The organism is Novosphingobium sp., from assembly GCF_041905565.1.
Lineage (GTDB): Bacteria > Pseudomonadota > Alphaproteobacteria > Sphingomonadales > Sphingomonadaceae > Novosphingobium.
In genome coordinates this window covers 108,423-130,000 of the sequence record NZ_JAYRKX010000010.1, presented here as the reverse complement: position 1 = coordinate 130,000, position 21,578 = coordinate 108,423, and the positions used below count along the sequence as shown (strand labels likewise).

Sequence of the window (21,578 nt, the reverse complement as noted above, 5' to 3'; positions counted from 1 at the left end):
CTCAAGGTAAGTGAAGGCGGCTTCTTCGTCGTGAAAGTAGGGCTTGGACAGGACAGACATTGCTTTGACTCCGTATGAGAGTCTTATAGCAGTGCTTCACCGTGTTTGCAAGGTATACAATCGCCTTTCTTTTGCGTGCCACCAGCGCGCTTGATCTATTTTAATCGCCCGATTAAACCTCTCCCCAAGCGATAACGACAGGAGAGGAATGGCCTTGTCCGAACAGGCACCGTCTAACGATGCGGCCGGGGTGCTGGCGCGTGGGCTGGCTGCGGCACTGGCGCGGATCGGCCTGCCCGCGCCGCAGGGGCTTGAGCGCCTGTCGGGCGGGGCCAACATGGAAAGCTGGCGCTTTACCGCCGGCCATGAAACCTGCGTGTTGCGCCGCGCGCCCGGAGGAGAGGCGCTGGTCGGCGGCCGGGCAATCGGGCTGGAAGGCGAAGCCGCGCTGATCCGCGCCGCCTGCCGGGCCGGGGTCAAAGCGCCTGAAGTGCTGGTCGTGCTCGAGCCGCAGGACGGCATCGGCAGCGGCTTCATCATGCGCGCGATTCCGGGCACGCCCGACCCGGCCGAGATCCTGGCGGAAAGTGACGGCGAAGTGCTGGTTGCCGAGCTGGGGCGCGAACTGGCCGCAACCCACCGGATCGACGTGTCGCAGCTGGGCGATTTCCCCGTGTTCGAAAACCGCGAGGCGCTGGCGACCTTGCGCGAACGCTACCTTTCTTATGGCGGCGACCGTCCGATCCTCAGTCTCGCGCTGCGCTGGCTGGAAGCGAACGTGCCCGCAGCCGTTCCGCCGCGGCTGGTCCACGGCGATTTCCGGATGGGCAACGTGCTGGTCGACCAGGGTCACCTGACTGGGGTGCTCGACTGGGAGCTCGCCCATATCGGCGACCCGCACGAGGACCTGGCCTATGGCTGCATGACCGTGTGGCGCTTCGCCCGTCCCGATCGCCCGGCCTTCGGGCTGGCCTCGGTCGAGGCGCTGGCGCGCGCCTATGAAGCGGCGGGGGGCGAGACGTTCGATCCGGTCCGGTTCCGGTTCTGGCTGGTCTATCGCACGTTCTGGTGGGCGCTGGGCTGCATGCAGATGGGCAACACCTGGCGAGGTCATCTCGATCGTTCGCTCGAACGCGTGGTCGTGGCGCGGCGCACCAGCGAGCAGGAGCTCGACCTGCTGCTGCTGCTCGAGGAAATGGCCCCCGAGGCCGAGCGCAACCGCCCGTTGCCGCCCGCCGCCGATCCCTTGCTGCCCGGTACGGGCGAGCCGAACGGGGCCGAGGTGCTGACCGCGATTTCCGAATGGCTGAATTCCGACATCAAGCCGCTGGTCAGCGGCCGGTCGAAGTTCAACTTGGCGGTCGCCCGCAACGCACTGGGGATCGTCGCGCGCGAGATCGAGCAGCGCCCCCAGGCAACCGACAAGGCGCTGGCTGACGATTTGCTGGCCGGACGCGCCGATCTCGCCACTCCGGGCCTGCTCGCCCGGCTGCGCCGCATGGCGCTGGGCAAGCTTTCCGCCGACATGCCGAAATATCCCGCGCTGGCGCTGGCCCGGGCCAAATGGGAAGGGAACTGACAATGGATTTTGCGCTGCCCCAGGATCTGGTCGATTATCTCGCCGAACTCGACGCCTTCATCGAAAAGGAAATCCGTCCGCTCGAACAGCAGGATGACAACATCCGCTTCTTCGACCACCGCCGCGAATGGGCGCGGACCGATTTCGACAACGACGGCCTGCCCCGCCACGAATGGGAAGAACTGCTGCGCGAAGCTTCGCTCCGTGCGGACAAGGCCGGCCACTGGCGCTTTTCCGCGCCGAAGAAATACGGCGGCAAGGACGGCTCGAACCTGTGGATGGCGGTGATCCGCGATCACTTCACCCAGATGGGTCTGGGTCTGCACAACGACCTGCAGAACGAACATTCGATCGTTGGCAACTTCCCCTTCGTCAACATGTTCGAACACTTCGGCACCGAAGAGCAGCAGAAGGAATTCATCACCGGCGGGTTCGAACGCAACCGCCGCGTTGCTTTTGGCCTGACAGAACCGCACCACGGCTCGGACGCGACACATATGGAAACCCGCGCGGTGCGCGAAACCCGTGATGGCGTACCCGGGTGGCGGATCGACGGCGAGAAGATGTGGATCACCGGCATGCATGTCGCCACGCATTGCGCCGCGTTCTGCCGCACTTCGGGCCAGGATGGCGATGCGAAGGGGATCACCTGCCTGCTCGTGCCCGCCGGCACTCCCGGCATGGTGGTCGATGAATACATGTGGACCTTCAACATGCCGACCGACCACCCGCGCATGCATTTCGAGAATTGCTGGGTGCCGGAAAGCGCGGTGCTCGGCCCGGTCGATGGCGGCCTCGCCATCGCGCAGAGCTTCGTCCACCAGAACCGCATCCGCCAGGCCGCCAGCTCGCTTGGCGCGGCAACCTTCTGCGTCGAGGAATCGGTCAAGTACGCGCGTGAGCGCAAGCCGTTCGGGCAGGATCTGGCGCGCAACCAGGGGATCCAGTTCCCGCTGGTCGAACTGGCCACCCAGTGCGAAATGCTGCGGATGCTGATCTACAAGACCGCCTGGCAGATGGACCAGATGGAACACAAGCAGATCGAGCACGAGCTGTCGGACAAGATCTCCATGTGCAACTACTGGGCGAACCGCCTGGGCTGCGAGGCCGCCGACCGGGCCATGCAGGTCCACGGCGGGATCGGCTATTCGCGGCACAAGCCGTTCGAACACATCTATCGCCACCACCGCCGCTACCGGATCACCGAAGGAGCGGAGGAGATCCAGATGCGCAAGGTCGCCGGCTACCTGTTCGGCTACATGGGGCCGCGCAAGGCGCTCTACGCCAAGTAATACAGGCCTGCGACGCCTGCGTTGCAGCAATGCAACAGGCCGTCCGCAATCGTTGCGGGCGGCTTGTTTGCGTAGGGGCTAAATGCGTAAAGTTACCGAGGAAAATGGGCGCCTGTCCTGGGGAGGAGGTGGCGCCTCAATATTCGGGGAACCACATATGCGATCGTCGCTCCGCATTTCCTTGCTCGCCTCGCTTTCCGGCCTTGCCCTCAGCACGCCGGTCCAGGCCCAGAACGCCGCCGAAGACGCGGCCGCTGAACCGACCATCATCGTCACCGGCACCCGCACCTCCACGCGCACGGTGCAGGATTCGCCCGTTCCGGTCGACGTGCTGTCGGGCGCCGCTATCACCGAAAGCGGTCAGGTCGAAACCAACAAGATCCTGAACAAGCTGGTCCCCAGCTTCAATTTCCCCCAGCCGGCGATTGCCGATGGTTCGGACGCGCTGCGCCCGGCCACGCTGCGCGGCCTTGGCCCCGACCAGACTCTGGTGCTGGTCAACGGCAAGCGCCGCCACGTTTCCGCGCTGCTCAACATCAACGGCACGGTCGGGCGCGGTTCGGCCGCGGTCGATATGAACGCCATTCCGGCCCTCGCGATCGACCGGATCGAAGTGCTGCGCGATGGCGCGTCGTCGCAATACGGGTCGGACGCGATCGCGGGCGTGATCAACGTCCGCCTTAAGAAGGCCAGCGAAGGCGGCCGCGCAACGATCAGCTATGGCAAGTACGACACCACCATCAGCGGTGTCGACAATGTCACCGGCCTGGTCACCTCGGGCGGTGCGCCAGTGCTGGATACGACCGACAGCCGCTATTTCCAGGCGCTGGTCGATGGCGAACGCAAGGCCAAGGACGGCGAAAGCTATTCGGTGGCGACCAACATCGGCCTGCCGTTCTTCGGCAACAAGGGCGGGTACCTGAACTTCACCGCCGAATACCGCCATCGCGGCTATACCAACCGCCAGGGCTTTGACCTGCGGCCCAACTACATCCGCCCGACCGCGACCACCTGGGACGCACGCGAGCTGACCTTCAACCGCCTGCAATTCCGCTTTGGCGATCCGAAGGCGGACGATTTCATCCTGTTCGCCAATGCCGCCGTGCCGCTGACCGACGATCTGGAGCTCTATGCCTTCGCCAGCTTCGACCAGCGCGATTCGGTCAGCGCGGCGAACTATCGGCAGCAGAATGCCGCTGCCAACCGCGATTTCTCGGTGCTGGCGCCGGGCACCTCGCCGACCAACGCCAACTTCGTTGCGCTGACCCCGGATGGGTTTCTGCCGTTCATCACTTCGGACCTGACCGACCGCGCGGCCACCATGGGGCTGCGCACCACCTCGGGTGACTGGAATGTCGATGGTTCGTTCGGCTTCGGCCAGAACACGTTCGATTACCGGGTCGAAAACTCGCTCAACACCAGCTTCGGTCCGCAAAGCCAGCGCAGCTTCGATGCCGGCGGGCTGGACTATCGCCAGATGCTGGCCAATCTTGACGTCAGTCGCGAATTCGAACTGGGCTTCGCCAAGCCGCTGACCTTTGCTTTCGGGGCGGAATACCGCAACGAACAGTTCAAGATCCGCCCGGGCGAACTGCAGTCCTATGCGATCGGGCCCTATTTCAAGTCTGCTGTCACCACCACGGCAGCCGGCTGCGCGCTGCAGCAGGGCGTGTACAACGCCGGAACCGGCGTCTGCTCGTTCCCAGGCCGCGGGGCCGCCGCCGGCGCCCAGGGCTTCCCCGGCATTCCGCTCGCCAGCGCGACCGAAGTGCGGCGCCATTCGGTGGCCGGCTATGTCGAGCTTGATACTGAAATCGTCGCCGGGCTGACCACCACGGCCGCCGCCCGGTTCGAACACTATTCGGACTTTGGCGATACGCTGACCGGCAAGTTTGCGGCGCGCTATGAATTCGTCCCCGGCTTCGCGCTGCGCGGCTCGGTGTCGAACGGCTTCCGCGCGCCGTCGCTGCACCAGCAGTATTTCACCACCACGTCGACCAACTTCATCGCCGGCGTGCCAGTCGACATTTCGACCGTGGCGGTCAGCAGCCCGGTCGCGCGGGCGCTGGGTTCGAAGGACCTCAAGCCTGAAAAGTCGTTCAACCTGTCGGGCGGGTTCACCGCCAACCCGCTCAGCGGGGTGACGCTGACGGTCGATTACTACAACATCCGGATCAACGACCGGATCGTGCTGACCGAAAACCTCGGCGCGGCGGGTAGTGGTTCGGCCTCGGTCAATGCCGCGGTCAAGGCGGTGCTGGATGCCAACGGGTTCAACTCGGTCGGCGCGGCGCGGTTCTTCATCAATGGCCTCAACACCCGCACCGAAGGCGTCGACGCCGTGCTCAACTGGCGTCTGCCGCTGGAGGGCTTCGGCAAGTGGAACCTGACCGCCGCCTACAACTACAACAAGCAGAAGATCCTGGCGCGCAAGAACGACCTGGGTCCGCTGGCGACCATTCCGGGCGTGATCCTGTTCGGCCGCGTCGAAGGGCTGCGCTTCACCGAAGGCCAGCCGCGCGACAAGGTGGTGCTGAGCCTGGACGGCGACCTGGGCATCGTTGGCCTGACCGCACGCAGCACGCGCTATGGCAAGGTTACTTCACCCGGATCGGCCAACCCGATCGCCAATCCGACCAGCCTGACCGATTATGGCCCGGATGACATCCACCTGCGGGCCAAGTGGATCACCGACCTGGAACTGCGGGTCAAGCCGATGGCCGGGATGAGCCTGGCGATCGGCGCGGACAACGTGTTCGATGTTTACCCGGATCGTTCGCCCTACGGCCTGCGTCCGGCGGCGATCGGCGGGAGCTATCCGGCCAACCAGCAGTACATCCCGTACTCGATCTTCTCGCCCTTCGGCTTCAATGGCCGCTACCTCTACGCGCGGGCGAGCATCGACTTCTAAACCGTTTCACGAGCTGGAGAGGGGGAGAGCGCGTCGGGTCAACCGGCGCGCTCTTTTCCTTTGGCTGCAGGAACGCCAACGCAGGCCAGGGCCGTGCGGCAAAGGGTGCGGCGGTACTTGCGGGGCTGGGATAGACGGCGCGGATGCCGGGGTCAGCGCGAGGCGGTGCGGCGAACGCTTGACGCTTCGAACTGGTAGCCGTCGTAGATCGCGCGGGCGATCGTGGCGATGCGGGCATCGCGGGCCGGCTTGCCCCCTTGGCCGGTGACATAGATCGCCACGGCAATGCTGCGGCCATCGGGCGTAGTGATGATCCCCACGTCGCTGGCGGTATTCGAGAGCGTGCCGGTCTTGTGGGCAATGCCGGCGTCTTCCGGCAGCAGCGCGCGCATCCGGCGCTTGCCGGTCACGGTCCGGCCCATTGCCCCGATCAGCACGTCGCGGCTGGGCTTGCTCAGCCACTGGCCGCGATAGAGCCCGCCCAGCAGTTCGACCATCGCCAGCGGCGTGGCGCTGTCACGCGGGTCGATCGTGGTGGCGGGGTTGAATTCGCCATCGTCGCGCACCAGCGTGGCGATGTCGCGGTCCATGCGCATGCCCGACAGTCCGGCTTCGCGCAGCCAGCGGTTGACCGCCTGCGGTCCGCCGACCGCAGCGAGCAGGGCATCGGCGGCCGGATTGTCGCTGCGGGTAATGGCGAGTTCGATCAGGCCCTGCGCGCTCATCATCGTGCTGGCGCGCACCGGGGCTGCTTCGCTTGAGAAGCGGGCCGAACGAACCGGAACAAGCAGCGGGAACTGGTCGGTCAGGCGGAACTTGCCCTGATCCACCCCGGCCAGGAAGGTTGCGGCGATCGCCACCTTGCTGGTGCTGGCCAGCGGGAAGGGCTGGTTGCCGAGGACAGACACATTCCGCCCCGTCGACAGGTCAAGTGCGGCCACGCCGATCCGGCCCTGCGCTGGCGCGGCCAGCGCGGCGATCTGGGCTTCAAGGCCATTGGCATAGCTGCGCGGCGCGGGCGCGACGAACTGTTCCACCGCCACCGCGCGGCGCGGCTGCACCGGCGGCAGGGCGGGCACTTCACGCGGGGTGCGCGGTTCGCTGCCCAGCACGCGGTCGAATTCGAATTCAAGATTGTCGCCGCGGGCCGCAGCAGTGCCGGGCGCGGCAAGAGCCCCGGCGACGGCCGCAACGGCCAGCAAGCGTGAAATCAGTCCCGTCTTCACGGCAACAGCGATAGCCCGAACATGCTTTCAGTCTGACTAACGCGACTCCGCCACTCAATCCATGCGCGACGAAGCGAGGCTGGCTTGCGGGCAAATGCGTAACAATTGGGCAACAATTCTACGTGGCGTGCATCTGGCCGCAAAAGCAAGGGGCCGGAAGATCGCTCTTCCGGCCCCCGCATCGGTTTGCCTGGTGGCGTGGACTTAGAAGTCCATGCCGCCCATGCCGCCCATGCCGCCGGGCATGCCGCCCATGGCCGGCTTGTCGTCCGGACGTTCGGCGATCGCGGCTTCGGTCGTGATCAGCAGGCCCGACACCGAAGCGGCGTCCTGCAGTGCGGTGCGCACGACCTTGGTCGGATCGATCACGCCAGCGGCCTTGAGGTTTTCGTAGGTGTCGGTCGCGGCGTTGAAACCCTGCGATTCGTCACCTTCGCGCAGCAGGTTGCCCGAAATCACCGCGCCGTCATGGCCGGCGTTTTCGGCGATCTGGCGCAGCGGCGCCAGGATCGCGCGGCGCACGATGTCGATGCCCTTGGTCTGGTCGTCGTTGGCGCCCTTGAGCCCTTCGAGCGCCTTGGTGGCGTAGAGCAGCGCGGTGCCGCCACCGGGGACGATGCCTTCTTCCACCGCGGCGCGGGTGGCATGGAGTGCGTCGTCAACGCGGTCCTTGCGTTCCTTCACTTCGACTTCGGTCGCACCGCCAACCTTGATCACGGCAACGCCGCCAGCCAGCTTGGCCAGGCGTTCCTGCAGCTTTTCGCGGTCATAGTCGCTGGTGGTGACTTCGATCTGGGCACGGATCTGTTCGACGCGGCCCTTGATCTCGTCCGCGGCGCCAGCGCCGTCGACGATGGTGGTGTTGTCCTTGTCGATCGACACGCGCTTGGCCTGGCCGAGCATGCCGAGCGTGACGGTTTCGAGCTTGATGCCCAGGTCTTCGCTGATCATTTCACCGGCGGTGAGGATCGCGATGTCCTGCAGCATGGCCTTGCGGCGATCGCCGAAGCCCGGCGCCTTGACGGCGGCGATCTTCAGGCCGCCACGCAGCTTGTTGACGACCAGGGTGGCCAGCGCTTCGCCTTCGATGTCTTCGGCGATGATCAGCAGCGGACGGCCCGACTGCACCACCGCTTCGAGGATCGGCAGCATCGACTGGAGGTTCGACAGCTTCTTCTCGTGGATCAGGATGTACGGGTTATCGAGTTCGACCGTCATCTTTTCCGGGTTGGTGATGAAGTACGGCGACAGGTAGCCGCGGTCGAACTGCATGCCTTCGACGACATCGAGTTCGAATTCGAGGCCCTTGGCCTCTTCCACGGTGATCACGCCTTCCTTGCCGACCTTTTCCATGGCTTCGGCGATCTTTTCGCCGACTTCCTTGTCGCCATTGGCCGAAATGATGCCGACCTGGGCGATTTCCGACGAACCGGCGACCGGGGTCGAACGGGCCTTGAGATCGTCAACCACCTTGGACACGGCGATATCGATGCCGCGCTTGAGGTCCATCGGGTTCATGCCGGCGGCGACCGAGGTCATGCCTTCGCGCACGATGGCCTGGGCCAGCACGGTGGCGGTGGTGGTGCCGTCACCGGCGGCGTCGTTCGCCTTGCTGGCGACTTCGCGCAGCATCTGGGCGCCCATGTTCTCGAACTTGTCCTTGAGTTCGATTTCCTTGGCAACCGACACACCGTCCTTGGTGATGCGCGGGGCGCCGAAGCTCTTGTCGATCACGACGTTGCGGCCCTTGGGGCCCAGGGTCACCTTCACGGCGTTGGCGAGGATGTCGACACCGGCGAGAATGCGTTCGCGGGCGTCACGGCCGAACTTCACGTCCTTGGCAGCCATATCAGAATTCCTTTGATTTCAGAGTCTGGTTGAACAGCGATCAGGCGACGACGCCCAGGATGTCGCTTTCCTTCATGATCAGCAGGTCTTCACCGCCGACCTTGACTTCGGTGCCCGACCACTTGCCGAACAGTACGCGGTCGCCAACCTTGACGTCGAGCGGCGTCACCTTGCCGTCTTCGGCCTTGGTGCCATTGCCAACGGCGACGATTTCGCCTTCGGCCGGCTTTTCCTTGGCGCTGTCGGGGATGATGATCCCGCCTGCGGTCTTTTCTTCGGCTTCGACGCGGCGGACGAGCACGCGATCGTGCAACGGACGGAATGCCATGGGTGTGTTCCCTCTCTCTAGCGTTCACAAGATGTGAATTGGCACTCTCGGTCCAAGAGTGCCAGCGCGGCGCATATGGGTGGGGCCTTGCGAGGCGTCAAGGCGAGTCCGGTGAAATTTTTCGAAAGTCGCGCTAGTCGCGCCAATCCGGCACAAGTCCCAGCCGTTCGCGCCGCCACCAGCGCTGGCCGAGCAGCGCGGAGACGATGATCAAACCCACCGCCAGGCCGAGCCACACCCCATACCCGCCCAGCGGCGTCAGGAACCCCAGCACGGCCGATGTGGCGAACCCGCACAGCCAGTAGCCCGCCAGCGCCAGCAGCATCGGCACGCGGGTGTCCTGCAATCCGCGCAGTGCCCCAGCCAGCACCGCCTGCATCCCGTCGAACAGCTGGAAGGCCGCGGCAATCGCCAGGTATTGGACCGCAAAGCCAACCATCGCCGCGTTCTGCGGCGCGGCCGGATCGACATAGAGCCCCAGCACGAAGCGCGGCGCGCCGATCATCAGCGCGGCAGGCAGGGCCATATAGACCAGCGCCATCAGCAGCGCGGCCTTGCCGGCATGGCCGACCGCTGCATGGTTGCCCGCACCAAAGTGATAGCCGACCCGGATCGTCGCCGCCTGGCCGATGCCGAACGGGATCTGGAACGCCAACGCTGCCACTTGCAGCGCCACGGTGTGCCCGGCCAGTTGCGCCTGGCCGATCAGCCCCATCAGGAAGGCCGCGCTGGAAAACAGCCCGCCTTCGGCCAGGATGATCAGCGCGATCGGCAGGCCGATGCGCAGCAGGTCGCGCAGCCGCGCCCATTCCGCGCGCCACCAGCGCCCGAACAGGTGATAGCGCCGCAGCCGCCGGTCAGCGCGGATCGCCAGCACATAGGCGCCCAGCATGGCAAAGGCGGTCAGCACGCTCGACAACGCGGAGCCATCCAGCCCCATCACCGGCGCGCCGAAGTGGCCGAACACGAACACGTAGTTGCCCAGCGCGTTAACCAGGATCGCCAGTGCGGTGATCCCCGTGGCAAACACCGGGCGGCCCAGCGCCGAGACGAAATTGCGCAGCACCCCGGCCATGATGTTAGGAATGGTCGCCCACAACAGGATTTCCAGGAACCGCCCGGCCTGGCGCGACACTTCGGCATCCTGCCCGGTCAGCCGCAGCAGCGCTTCGCCTTTGGCCGCCACGGCCATGGCCAGCAGTCCGCAGGCCACCGCCAGCCACAGCGCCATCCGCACCGAACGGCGCACTTCGCGCACCGCATGGCGGCGGCGGCCCAGTTCAGCCGCGATCAGCGGGGCGCAGGCCCCGGTCAGGCCGATCGTGCACCACATCATCAGCCCGAACAGCGTGGTCGCGAGGCTCGATGCGGCCAGCGCCGTTTCCCCCAGCCGGGCGACGAAGATCACGTCGATCGCATAGACCAGCATCTGCAGCAGGTTGGCGGCCGCCAGCGGCGCCGCCAGCCGCAGCGTTTCGCGCAGTTCGTTGCGCAAGGGAGAGGGGAGGCTGGTCTCGGCCATGAAGCCGGTCCGGATAGGCGCTGGCGCGGCAGGCACCAAGCGCGAAGTCCCCGGGGCGGAAATTTTCCGGCGCGGCGTGCGGTAAATGCAACGTCCGCTGCAAGAAAGGCACTTCCACCCGGCATGTTTGCCGGTCTAATTGGCGCGCCCTTTTTGATGTCCGCCGCCGTGGGGGCGGGGCGGTCAGGCTTGTTGGAGAGAGACTGATGCGAATTGATGCCCGTTCCACGATTGCCCTGGCCCTGGCGCTGGGTCTGGCCGCTTGCGGCAAGCCGGCCGAGGACAAGGCCGCCGACAGCGCTGCCGATACGTCGGGTGCGGCGCCTGCCGCTGCTACGCCCAGCGCGGCGGCCAGCACGGCCGATGCCGGCGGCAAGCCCGCGGCCTTCGCCCAGTGCGCGGCGTGCCACGCGGTCGAAAAGGGCAAGCATGGCATCGGGCCGAGCCTGGCCGGCGTCTATGGCACCAAGTCGGGCGAGATTGCGGGCTATGCCTTCAGCGATGCGATGAAAAGCGCGAACCTGACCTGGGACGATGCCACGCTGGACAAGTACCTGACCGCGCCGATGAAACTGGTGCCGGGCACCAAGATGACTTTCGCGGGCCTGTCCGATGCGGCCAAGCGCAAGGAAGTGATCGAATACCTCAAGACGCTGAAGTAAGTCTTCAGCCTCTGGGTCGCGCGGAAGGGCCGGGGCGCAAGCTCCGGCCCTTCTTGCGTCGGCCATCCGCACGCCGGACGCGGGCAAACGAAAAGGGCGGCCCGTTGCCGGACCGCCCCTTCGTGTGAAATCGGTAAGCGGTTGAAGCTTACTTGATTTCGACCTTGCCGCCGGCGGCTTCGACCTTGGCCTTGATGTCTTCGGCTTCAGCCTTCGACACGCCTTCCTTGATCGCCTTCGGCGCGGCTTCGACCAGCGCCTTGGCTTCGGTCAGGCCGAGCGAGGTGATCGCGCGGACTTCCTTGATGACGGCGATCTTGTTGCCGCCGTCCGAGGTCAGGATCGCGTCGAATTCGGTCTTTTCTTCAGCGGCTTCGGCAGCAGCGGCCGGAGCAGCGGCAACCGCGACAGCAGCGGCGGCGCTGACGCCCCACGCTTCTTCGAGGGCCTTGGCGAGGTCAGCCGCCTCGAGGACGGTCAGCTTCGAAAGTTCTTCAACCAGCTTGGCGATATCGGCCATGATGTTTCACTCCTGATAGATGGGCCGGAAGCGGGACGCGCCCAGAACTTCCGGTAAATCGTGGGAACAGTCTTATGCAGCTTCCTTGGCGTAGGCGCCGAAGACACGGGCCAGCTTGGCCGCCGGAGCGGTCGTGAGCTGGGCGATCTTCGTGGCCGGAGCCTGGACCAGACCGATGAGCGTGCCGCGCAGTTCGTCGAGCGAGGGCATCGAGGCAAGCGCCTTGACACCTTCGGGGGTCAGAACCTGGCTGCCCATCGAACCACCGACGATTTCGATCTTGTCGGTGGTCTTGGCGAACTCCACAACCGCCTTGGCGGCTGCCACCGGATCGACCGAGGCGGCGATCGCGGTGGGACCGGTGAACATATCGTCCAGGCCGGCGTAGTCCGTGTCCTTGATGGCAAGCTTGGCAAGACTGTTCTTCGCAACCTTGTAGGACGCGCCCACTTCCCGGATCTTGCCGCGCAGGGCGGTGGACTGGGCCACCGTCATGCCGAGGTTGCGGGTGATGACCACCACGCCAACTTCGTTGAAGACCGCGTTCAGCGATGCGACCGATTCGGCTTTCTGCGAACGATCCATGCCTTACTCCTTCACAAATGACCGGGCGGGAAAGTCCCGCACGGCCGGCTACGTTGTCCGTGGCCAGAAGGCCACGGGCGAGTCCGTGCGATGGGGAAGGAGGGCACACCGAAGTGCCAGGCCGGGCAGGCGCACGCGGCGCCGGCCGGAATGTCTCTGTCCCCGTCTAGGTTGCGGATTAAGAGGGAAACCCCCGGCAACTGTCTCGGACGGATGACGCGGGCGGGGACGAATCCCTGTCCGGTCAGAGCGCGCCATTAGCAGGCGGCGAGGCTGAGTCAAGGAATTGCGGTCGGCATGGTTTGACTCGACGCGACCCCGCGCCTATAGGCCCCGCAACGCTCGGCGCTTCGAGCAAGTGCGGCCCATGCGCGGGGGCCGTGCCGGGAAGGAAGCACCGGGTCATCCATCTGACGCGACAGGCTGCGGGTCGGCTCCCATCGGGGTGCCGTCGCCATGCGGCCTTTTTGGCGTCTGATGGGCCACGCACCGCGTGTGGCAATTTTCCGCCGGGCAACCGGCATTCGTAGAGCAAAGAGGCAAGACTCCTCATGGCGACCAAGCCCGTCCACAGTGGCCGCACTTCGTCCAAGAAGCGCATCCGCAAGATCTTCGGCGACATCCACGAAGTGGTGCAGATGCCGAACCTGATCGAGGTTCAGCGCGAAAGCTACGAGCAGTTCCTGCGCTCGAACCCCGCCACGGGCTATGTCTCGGGCCTGGAAAAGACCCTGCGTTCGGTCTTCCCGATCCGCGACTTCGCGGGCACCAGCGAGCTGGACTTCGTCCATTACGAGCTGGAAGACCCCAAGTACGACACCACCGAATGCCGTCAGCGCGGGATCACCTATGCCGCGCCGATGAAGGTCACGCTGCGCCTGATCGTGTTCGAAGTGGACGCGGAAACCGAAACCCGCTCGGTCCTCGATATCAAGGAACAGGACGTCTACATGGGCGACATGCCCTTGATGACGGAGAACGGCACCTTCATCATCAACGGCACCGAACGCGTGATCGTGTCGCAGATGCACCGTTCGCCGGGTGTGCTGTTCGACCATGACCGCGGCAAGACCCACTCCTCGGGCAAGTACCTGTTCGCCGCCCGCGTGATCCCGTACCGTGGCTCGTGGCTGGACTTCGAATTCGATGCCAAGGACATCGTCAACGTCCGCATCGACCGCAAGCGCAAGCTGCCGGTCACCGCGCTGCTGCACGCGCTGGGCCTGGACGACGAGGGCATCCTCAACTTCTTCTACCAGACCGTCACCTGGAAGCGCGGTGAAGGCGGCTGGCGCCTGCCCTATGTGGCCGAAGCCTGGCGCGGCCAGAAGCCGGCGTTCGACATCGTCGATGCCAAGAGCGGCGAAGTGATCTTTGCCGCCGGCACCAAGATCAGTCCGCGCGCCGCCAACAAGGCGGAAAAGGACGGTCTGGCCGAACTGCTGATCCCGACCGAGGAAATCTTCGGCCGTTATTCGGCGCGCGACCTGATCGACGAGTCGACCGGCCGCATCTACATTGAAGCCGGGGACGAAGTGTCGCCCGACAACCTCGACGCGCTCGACAAGGCCGGGATCGATCAGATCGACCTGCTCGACATCGACCACGTTTCGACCGGGCCGTGGATCCGCAACACGCTCAAGGCCGACAAGGCCGAGGACCGCGATCACGCGCTGGCTGACATCTACCGCGTCATGCGCCCGGGCGAACCGCCGACGCGCGAAACCGCCGAAGCGCTGTTCGACGGCCTGTTCTTCGATCCGGACCGCTACGATCTCTCGGCCGTGGGCCGCGTCAAGCTGAACATGCGCCTCGCGCTGGAATGCGAAGACACCATCACCACCCTGCGCACCGAGGATATCCTCGCGGTGGTCAAGGAACTGGTGAACCTGAAGGACGGCAAGGGCGAAGTCGACGACATCGACAACCTCGGCAACCGCCGCGTCCGTTCGGTCGGCGAACTGCTGGAAAACCAGTACCGCGTCGGCCTGCTGCGCATGGAACGCGCGGTCAAGGAACGCATGAGCAGCGTCGACGTGTCGACCGTGATGCCGAACGACCTGATCAACGCCAAGCCGGCCGTGGCCGCGGTCCGCGAATTCTTCGGTTCGTCGCAGCTCTCGCAGTTCATGGACCAGACCAACCCGCTGTCGGAAGTGACTCACAAGCGCCGCGTTTCGGCGCTTGGGCCGGGCGGTCTGACCCGCGAACGCGCGGGCTTCGAAGTCCGCGACGTTCACCCGACCCACTATGGCCGCATCTGCCCGATTGAAACGCCGGAAGGCCCGAACATCGGCCTGATCAACTCGCTGTCGACTTTCGCCCGCGTCAACAAGTACGGGTTCATCGAAACCCCGTACCGCAAGGTGATCGACGGCAAGGTGACCGGTGAGGTCGTCTACCTCTCGGCGATGGAAGAATCCAAGCACACCGTCGCGCAGGCTTCGGCCGAACTGAACGCCGATGGCTCGTTCGTCGAGGAACTGGTTTCGGCCCGTGAAGCCGGCGAATTCGTGATGGCCCCGCGCGATCACGTGACGCTGATGGACGTCAGCCCCAAGCAGCTCGTCTCGGTCGCGGCCTCGCTCATTCCGTTCCTGGAAAACGACGACGCCAACCGCGCGCTGATGGGCTCGAACATGCAGCGCCAGGCCGTGCCGCTGGTCCGCGCCGAAGCGCCGTTCGTCGGCACCGGGATGGAAGGCACCGTGGCGCGCGATTCCGGCGCTGCGATTTCTGCCCTGCGCGCCGGGATCGTCGACCAGGTCGACGCGACCCGTATCGTGATCCGCGCTTCGGGTGACATCGAAGCCGGCCAGTCGGGCGTCGACATCTACCGCCTGCAGAAGTTCGAACGTTCGAACCAGTCGACCTGCATCAACCAGCGTCCGCTGGTGAAGGTGGGCGACGTGGTCTCTGCCGGCGACATCATCGCCGACGGCCCGTCGACCGAGCTGGGCGAACTGGCGCTGGGCCGCAACGTGCTCGTCGCGTTCATGCCGTGGAATGGCTACAACTACGAAGACTCGATCCTGATCAGCGAACGCATCGTCAAGGACGACGTGTTCACCTCGATCCACATCGAGGAATTCGAAGTCATGGCCCGCGACACGAAGCTTGGGCCTGAAGACATCACCCGCGACATCCCGAATGTCGGCGAGGAAGCCCTGCGCAACCTCGACGAAGCGGGCATCGTCTATGTCGGCGCCGAAGTGCATCCGGGCGACATTCTGGTCGGCAAGATCACCCCGAAGGGTGAATCGCCGATGACGCCGGAAGAAAAGCTGCTGCGCGCGATCTTCGGCGAAAAGGCCAGCGACGTGCGCGACACCTCGCTCCGCCTGCCGCCGGGCGTGGCCGGGACCATTGTCGACGTGCGCGTGTTCAACCGTCACGGCATCGAAATCGACGACCGTACCCGCGCGATCCAGAACGAGGAAATCGAACGCCTCGCCAAGGACCGTGAAGACGAACGCGCGATCCTCAACCGTGCCACCTACAACCGCCTCAAGGACATGCTGATCGGCCAGGTTGCCGCTGCTGCCCCCAAGGGGTTCAAGAAGGGCGACACGATTTCGGACGAGAACCTCGCCGAAGTCGAGCGTCACGAATGGTGGAAGTTCGCCGTGGCCGACGACAAGGTCCAGGGCCAACTGGAGGCCGTGAAGGCGCAGTACGATGCGACCGTCAAGGCGATCCAGGAGAAGTTCGAGGACCGCAAGGAAAAGCTCGAACGCGGCGACGAACTCGCCCCGGGCGTGCTCAAGATGGTCAAGGTCTTCGTCGCGGTGAAGCGCAAGCTGCAGCCGGGCGACAAGATGGCCGGCCGTCACGGCAACAAGGGCATCATCAGCCGCATCCTGCCGTGCGAGGACATGCCGTTCCTCGAAGATGGGACCCCGGTCGACTTCGTGCTCAACCCGCTGGGCGTGCCGAGCCGCATGAACGTCGGGCAGATCTTCGAAACCCACCTTGGCTGGGCCGCGCGCGGCCTGGGCAAGAAGATCGGGGCGGCGCTGGATGCCTGGCGCGAAGCCAATCCGAACCCCGCCGCCGGCAGCCCGCCGGAAGCGGTCAAGGAACTGCTGGCCGATATCTATGGCGACAACTATGCCGACGATATCGCCTCGCGCTCGCCTGACCAGATTGTCGAGCTGGCCGAGAACGTCCGTGCCGGCGTGCCGATGGGCTCGCCCGTGTTCGACGGCGCGGTGGAAGCTGACGTTTCGGCGATGCTGCGTAAGGCCGGGCTGGACGAAAGCGGGCAGGTCACCCTGTTCGACGGCCGCACCGGCGAAGCCTTCGACCGCAAGGTCACCGTGGGCTACAAGTACGTGCTGAAGCTGCACCACCTCGTCGACGACAAGATCCACGCGCGTTCGATCGGGCCCTACAGCCTCGTCACCCAGCAGCCGCTGGGCGGCAAGGCCCAGTTCGGCGGCCAGCGCTTCGGGGAAATGGAGGTCTGGGCGCTCCAGGCCTACGGCGCGGCCTACACGCTGCAGGAAATGCTGACGGTGAAGTCGGACGACGTGGTCGGCCGTACCAAGGTCTACGAAGCGATCGTCAAGGGCGACGACACCTTCGAGGCCGGCATTCCCGAAAGCTTCAACGTGCTCGTCAAGGAAATGCGCAGCCTTGGCCTCAATGTGGAACTGTCGTCGCTCACCGATGAGGATGACGACGGTCTTGCCGAGGCCGCGGAATAAGCGGGCCGGGCGGCCGGCTTCGCCAGAAGCCGCGCCGCCCGCCCAGCTGACGCCCAAGACATTCACCCTTCAAGGGATTGAACCATGAACGACCTGACCAAGTTCACCAACCAGATCGCGAAGCCCGAAACCTTCGACCAGATCCAGATAGGCCTGGCTTCGCCGGAACGCATCCGCAGCTGGTCCTTCGGCGAAATCAAGAAGCCGGAAACGATCAACTACCGCACGTTCAAGCCCGAACGCGACGGCCTGTTCTGCGCCCGCATCTTCGGTCCCGTGAAGGACTACGAATGCCTGTGCGGCAAGTACAAGCGGATGAAGTACAAGGGCGTCGTCTGCGAAAAGTGCGGCGTCGAAGTGACCGTCACCAAGGTCCGCCGCGAACGCATGGGCCACATCGAACTGGCCGCGCCGGTTGCGCACATCTGGTTCCTCAAGTCGCTGCCCTCGCGCATCGGCCTGCTGCTCGACATGCAGCTCAAGCAGCTCGAACGCATCCTCTACTTCGAAAGCTACGTGGTGATCGAGCCGGGCCTGACCCCGCTTGAAAAGTACCAGCTGCTGACCGAAGACGAGCTGTGCGACTACCAGGACGAATACGGCGAGGATGCGTTCTCGGCCGGGATCGGTGCCGAGGCGGTCAAGCACATGCTGATGAGCCTCGACCTCGAACAGGAAAAGGTCGATCTGCTCGAAGAACTCGCCACCACCAAGAGCGAGCTCAAGCCCAAGAAGATCATCAAGCGCCTCAAGGTCGTTGAATCGTTCATCGAATCCGGCAACCGCCCGGAATGGATGATCCTCGATGTCGTGCCGGTCATTCCGCCCGAACTGCGCCCGCTGGTGCCGCTCGACGGTGGCCGCTTCGCCACCTCGGACCTCAACGACCTTTACCGCCGCGTCATCAACCGCAACAACCGCCTGAAGCGGCTGATCGAACTGCGCGCGCCGGACATCATCGTCCGCAACGAAAAGCGCATGCTGCAGGAAGCGGTCGACGCGCTGTTCGACAATGGGCGCCGTGGCCGCGTGATCACCGGCGCGAACAAGCGTCCGCTCAAGTCGCTGTCCGACATGCTCAAGGGCAAGCAGGGCCGCTTCCGCCAGAACCTGCTCGGCAAGCGCGTCGACTATTCGGGCCGTTCGGTGATCGTGACCGGCCCGGAACTCAAGCTGCACCAGTGCGGCCTGCCCAAGAAGATGGCGCTCGAACTGTTCAAGCCGTTCATCTACGCGCGGCTTGACGCCAAGGGTCTGTCGATGACCCTGAAGCAGGCCAAGAAGTGGGTCGAAAAGGAACGCAAGGAAGTCTGGGACATCCTGGATGAAGTGATCCGCGAACACCCGGTCATGCTGAACCGCGCGCCGACGCTGCACCGTCTGGGCATCCAGGCGTTCGAACCGGTACTGATCGAAGGCAAGGCGATCCAGCTGCACCCGCTCGTCTGCTCGGCGTTCAACGCCGACTTCGACGGTGACCAGATGGCCGTCCACGTGCCGCTGAGCCTCGAAGCCCAGCTTGAAGCGCGCGTGCTGATGATGTCGACCAACAACATCCTCTCGCCCGCCAACGGCAAGCCGATCATCGTGCCGTCGCAGGACATGGTGCTGGGGCTGTACTATCTGTCGATCGACCGTGAAAACGAACCGGGGCAGGGCATGGCCTTTGCCGATATGGCCGAAGTGCACCAGGCGCTTGAAGCCAAGGCGGTGACGCTACATTCGAAGATCGTGGCCCGCGTGCCGCAGACCGACGAGCAGGGCAACCAGTATCAGAAGCGGTTCGAAACCACCCCGGGCCGCATGCTGATCGGAGAATGCCTGCCCAAGTCGCACACCGTGCCCTTCGATGTGGTCAACAAGGTGCTGACCAAGAAGGAAATCGGCGACGTCATCGACCAGGTCTATCGCCACACCGGCCAGAAGGACACGGTGCTGTTCGCCGACGCAATCATGGCGCTGGGCTTCCGTCACGCGTTCAAGGCGGGGATCTCATTCGGCAAGGACGACATGATCATCCCCGACAGCAAGGATGCGCTGGTCAATGAAACCAAGGAACTGGTGGCTGACTATGAACAGCAGTACCAGGACGGCCTGATCACCCAGCAGGAAAAGTACAACAAGGTGATCGACGCCTGGAGCCGCTGCGGCGACCAGGTCGCGAACGCCATGATGGACGAGATCAAGGCCTCGCCGATCGACCCTGAAACGGGCCGCCAGAAGCCGATCAACTCGATCTACATGATGTCGCACTCCGGTGCGCGTGGTTCCCCGACCCAGATGAAGCAGCTGGCCGGGATGCGCGGGCTGATGGCCAAGCCGTCGGGCGAAATCATCGAGACCCCGATCATCTCGAACTTCAAGGAAGGCCTGACCGTCCTTGAATACTTCAACTCCACCCACGGCGCCCGCAAGGGCCTGGCGGACACCGCGCTCAAGACCGCGAACTCGGGTTACCTGACCCGCCGACTGGTCGACGTATCGCAGGACTGCGTGGTGGTGATCGAGGATTGCGGCACCGAACGCGCGCTGGAAATGCGCTCGATCGTGCAGGGCGGTTCGACGATCGCGTCGCTGGCCGAACGCATCCTGGGCCGCACCCTGGCCGAGGACATCGTCGACAAGGACGGCAAGGTTGTTGCCGCCAAGGGCGATCTGCTGGACGAAGCTGCCGTGGCCGCGATCGAAGCCACCGGCATCCAGGCCGCGCGGATTCGTTCGCCGCTGATCTGCGAAGCCGAACAGGGCGTCTGCGGCACCTGCTATGGCCGCGATCTGGCCCGCGGGACCCCGGTGAACATCGGCGAAGCGGTTGGCGTCATCGCCGCCCAGTCGATCGGTGAACCCGGCACCCAGCTGACCATGCGTACCTTCCACATCGGCGGGGCCGCGCAGGTCAACGAGCAGTCGCACCTCGAGGCGATCTGCGACGGCACGGTGACCTATCGCGACATCCCGACCATCACCGACAAGCGCGGTCGCCGACTCAGCCTGGCGCGCAGCGGTGAAGTGGTGGTGATCGACAGCGAAGGGCGCGAGCGGGCGATCCACAAGGTCCCCTACGGTACTCATCTGCTGCACGAGGACGGCGCGATCATCAATGAAGGCGATCGCCTGGCCGAGTGGGACCCCTTCACCACCCCGATCATCACCGAAAAGTCGGGTATCGTGAAGTACCAGGACCTGGTCGACGGCAAGACCCTGACCGAACAGACCGACGAAGCGACCGGCATGAGCAGCCGCGTCGTGACCGAGAACCGTTCGGCCAGCCGCTCGAAGAAGGAAGACCTGCGTCCGCGCCTGACTTTGCTTGACGATGCCAGCGGTGAAGCCGCGCGCTACATGATGGCGCCGGGCACCACCCTGTCGGTCGAGGATGGCCAGATGGTCGAAGCCGGTGACGTGCTGGCCCGCGCCAGCCGCGAAGCCGCCAAGACCCGCGACATCACCGGCGGTCTGCCGCGCGTTGCGGAACTGTTCGAAGCCCGCAAGCCGAAGGACAACGCGATCATCGCCAAGACCAGCGGCCGGATCGAATTCGTCCGCGACTACAAGGCCAAGCGCAAGATCGCGATCATCCCCGAGGAAGGCGATCCGGTGGAATACCTGATCCCCAAGTCGAAGGTGATCGACGTCCAGGAAGGCGACTGGGTCAAGAAGGGCGACAACCTGATCAGCGGTTCGCCCGATCCGCACGACATCCTGGAAGTGCTCGGGGTCGAGGCGCTGGCCGAATACCTCGTCGCGGAAATCCAGGAAGTCTACCGCTTGCAGGGCGTGAAGATCAACGACAAGCACATCGAGGTGATCGTTCGCCAGATGCTGCAGAAGGTCGAGATCACCGATGGCGGGGACACCACCCTGCTGGCCGGCGAACAGGTCGACCGCGAGGAAATGGACGAAACCAACGCCAAGCTGGCGCCGGGGCTGAAGCCTGCGGAAGGCAAGCCGGTGCTGCTGGGGATCACCAAGGCCTCGCTGCAGACCCGTTCGTTCATCTCGGCCGCCTCGTTCCAGGAAACCACCCGCGTGCTGACGCAGGCGGCGGTTGAAGGGAAGAAGGACTCGCTGATCGGGCTGAAGGAAAACGTCATCGTCGGCCGGCTCATTCCCGCCGGGACCGGCGCTGGCATGAACCGCCTGCGGGTTGCCGCCAGCAGCCGCGACGCGGCCCTGCGCGCCAGCTATCGCAAGCTGCAGGAAGCGCTGATCGCTCCCAGCAGCGCTGCCGAGGAACACGCCGCCGAACTGGCCCAGGGTCCGGAAGCTGCCGGCTTCCACGATCCGCTGGCCGAAGTCGAAGGCGAAACCCACGGCCTCGATGCCGATGCGGGCGAATACCTGAACCCGGAAGCCGGCGAGGAATAAGCCCCTCGTCCGCGCCGATCAGGCCGCT

Annotated in this window: 12 protein-coding genes; 6 read left to right on the top strand and 6 right to left on the bottom strand. The window is 64.9% G+C overall.

From position 1 onward, the window contains the following. Nucleotides 1-214: 214 nt before the first annotated feature. The 3 genes from ACE3N9_RS10050 to ACE3N9_RS10040 all read left to right on the top strand — a co-directional run bounded on the left by ACE3N9_RS10050 (nucleotide 215) and on the right by ACE3N9_RS10040 (nucleotide 5,782). Nucleotides 215-1,579 (top strand): phosphotransferase family protein, encoded by a 1,365-nt coding sequence (locus ACE3N9_RS10050; protein WP_374283423.1) that lies wholly within the window; start codon nucleotides 215-217, stop codon nucleotides 1,577-1,579. Nucleotides 1,580-1,581: 2 nt separating this feature from the next. Next, nucleotides 1,582-2,871 (top strand): acyl-CoA dehydrogenase family protein, encoded by a 1,290-nt coding sequence (locus ACE3N9_RS10045; RefSeq protein ID WP_374283421.1) that lies wholly within the window; start codon nucleotides 1,582-1,584, stop codon nucleotides 2,869-2,871. Between the two features lie 157 nt (nucleotides 2,872-3,028). Further along, nucleotides 3,029-5,782, top strand: a complete 2,754-nt coding sequence (locus tag ACE3N9_RS10040) for a TonB-dependent receptor plug domain-containing protein (protein WP_374283420.1) — start codon at nucleotides 3,029-3,031, stop codon at nucleotides 5,780-5,782. Nucleotides 5,783-5,934: 152 nt separating this feature from the next. On the opposite strand, the gene bla is transcribed toward ACE3N9_RS10040, so the two are convergent. From bla to ACE3N9_RS10020, 4 genes are all read right to left on the bottom strand, one after another. After that, on the bottom strand, nucleotides 5,935-6,984 hold the full coding sequence (gene bla / locus ACE3N9_RS10035; RefSeq protein ID WP_374283418.1) for a class A beta-lactamase: 1,050 nt from the start codon (nucleotides 6,982-6,984) through the stop codon (nucleotides 5,935-5,937). A 228-nt stretch (nucleotides 6,985-7,212) separates the two neighbouring features. Next, entirely contained in the window at nucleotides 7,213-8,856 is a 1,644-nt protein-coding gene (gene groL, locus ACE3N9_RS10030) for a chaperonin GroEL (protein WP_374283416.1), read from the bottom strand. 40 nt (nucleotides 8,857-8,896) lie between these two features. Then, the gene (gene groES / locus ACE3N9_RS10025; RefSeq protein WP_374283414.1) at nucleotides 8,897-9,184 is read right to left on the bottom strand and encodes a co-chaperone GroES; all 288 of its coding nucleotides are present in this window, start codon (nucleotides 9,182-9,184) and stop codon (nucleotides 8,897-8,899) included. Nucleotides 9,185-9,317: 133 nt separating this feature from the next. After that, nucleotides 9,318-10,706: an MATE family efflux transporter gene (locus tag ACE3N9_RS10020; RefSeq protein ID WP_374283412.1), complete on the bottom strand. Its 1,389-nt coding sequence runs from the start codon at nucleotides 10,704-10,706 to the stop codon at nucleotides 9,318-9,320. Nucleotides 10,707-10,912: 206 nt separating this feature from the next. On the opposite strand from ACE3N9_RS10020, the gene ACE3N9_RS10015 reads away from it, so the two are divergent. Continuing rightward, nucleotides 10,913-11,368 carry a cytochrome c family protein gene (locus ACE3N9_RS10015; protein ID WP_374283410.1) on the top strand — a complete coding sequence of 152 codons (456 nt, stop codon included), beginning with the start codon at nucleotides 10,913-10,915 and terminating at the stop codon, nucleotides 11,366-11,368. Between the two features lie 148 nt (nucleotides 11,369-11,516). Here the strand turns inward: ACE3N9_RS10015 and rplL are convergent, their stop codons facing one another. Both rplL and rplJ read right to left on the bottom strand, forming a co-directional pair. After that, nucleotides 11,517-11,888, bottom strand: a complete 372-nt coding sequence (gene rplL, locus ACE3N9_RS10010; protein WP_189542701.1) for a 50S ribosomal protein L7/L12 — start codon at nucleotides 11,886-11,888, stop codon at nucleotides 11,517-11,519. A 72-nt stretch (nucleotides 11,889-11,960) separates the two neighbouring features. Then, nucleotides 11,961-12,473 carry a 50S ribosomal protein L10 gene (rplJ, locus tag ACE3N9_RS10005; protein WP_374283408.1) on the bottom strand — a complete coding sequence of 171 codons (513 nt, stop codon included), beginning with the start codon at nucleotides 12,471-12,473 and terminating at the stop codon, nucleotides 11,961-11,963. Nucleotides 12,474-13,024: 551 nt separating this feature from the next. Here rplJ and rpoB point away from each other — a divergent pair. Next, a complete protein-coding gene (gene rpoB / locus ACE3N9_RS10000) occupies nucleotides 13,025-17,182 on the top strand; it encodes a DNA-directed RNA polymerase subunit beta (protein WP_374283406.1) in 4,158 nt (1,385 codons plus the stop codon). A gap of 84 nt (nucleotides 17,183-17,266) precedes the next feature. Then, nucleotides 17,267-21,550, top strand: coding sequence for a DNA-directed RNA polymerase subunit beta' (gene rpoC, locus ACE3N9_RS09995; RefSeq protein ID WP_374283404.1), 4,284 nt, complete (start codon nucleotides 17,267-17,269; stop codon nucleotides 21,548-21,550). Nucleotides 21,551-21,578 lie beyond the last annotated feature (28 nt).

Excerpts from the sequence above, each read along its gene's own strand:
- ACE3N9_RS10045 (WP_374283421.1), top strand. The coding sequence starts at position 1,582 with ATGGATTTTGCGCTGCCCCAGGATCTGGTCGATTATCTCGCCGAACTC.
- rplJ (WP_374283408.1), bottom strand. The coding sequence starts at position 12,473 with ATGGATCGTTCGCAGAAAGCCGAATCGGTCGCATCGCTGAACGCGGTC.
- groES (WP_374283414.1), bottom strand. The coding sequence starts at position 9,184 with ATGGCATTCCGTCCGTTGCACGATCGCGTGCTCGTCCGCCGCGTCGAA.
- ACE3N9_RS10040 (WP_374283420.1), top strand. The coding sequence starts at position 3,029 with ATGCGATCGTCGCTCCGCATTTCCTTGCTCGCCTCGCTTTCCGGCCTT.
- ACE3N9_RS10020 (WP_374283412.1), bottom strand. The coding sequence starts at position 10,706 with ATGGCCGAGACCAGCCTCCCCTCTCCCTTGCGCAACGAACTGCGCGAA.
- rpoB (WP_374283406.1), top strand. The coding sequence starts at position 13,025 with ATGGCGACCAAGCCCGTCCACAGTGGCCGCACTTCGTCCAAGAAGCGC.
- ACE3N9_RS10015 (WP_374283410.1), top strand. The coding sequence starts at position 10,913 with ATGCGAATTGATGCCCGTTCCACGATTGCCCTGGCCCTGGCGCTGGGT.
- rpoC (WP_374283404.1), top strand. The coding sequence starts at position 17,267 with ATGAACGACCTGACCAAGTTCACCAACCAGATCGCGAAGCCCGAAACC.
- groL (WP_374283416.1), bottom strand. The coding sequence starts at position 8,856 with ATGGCTGCCAAGGACGTGAAGTTCGGCCGTGACGCCCGCGAACGCATT.
- rplL (WP_189542701.1), bottom strand. The coding sequence starts at position 11,888 with ATGGCCGATATCGCCAAGCTGGTTGAAGAACTTTCGAAGCTGACCGTC.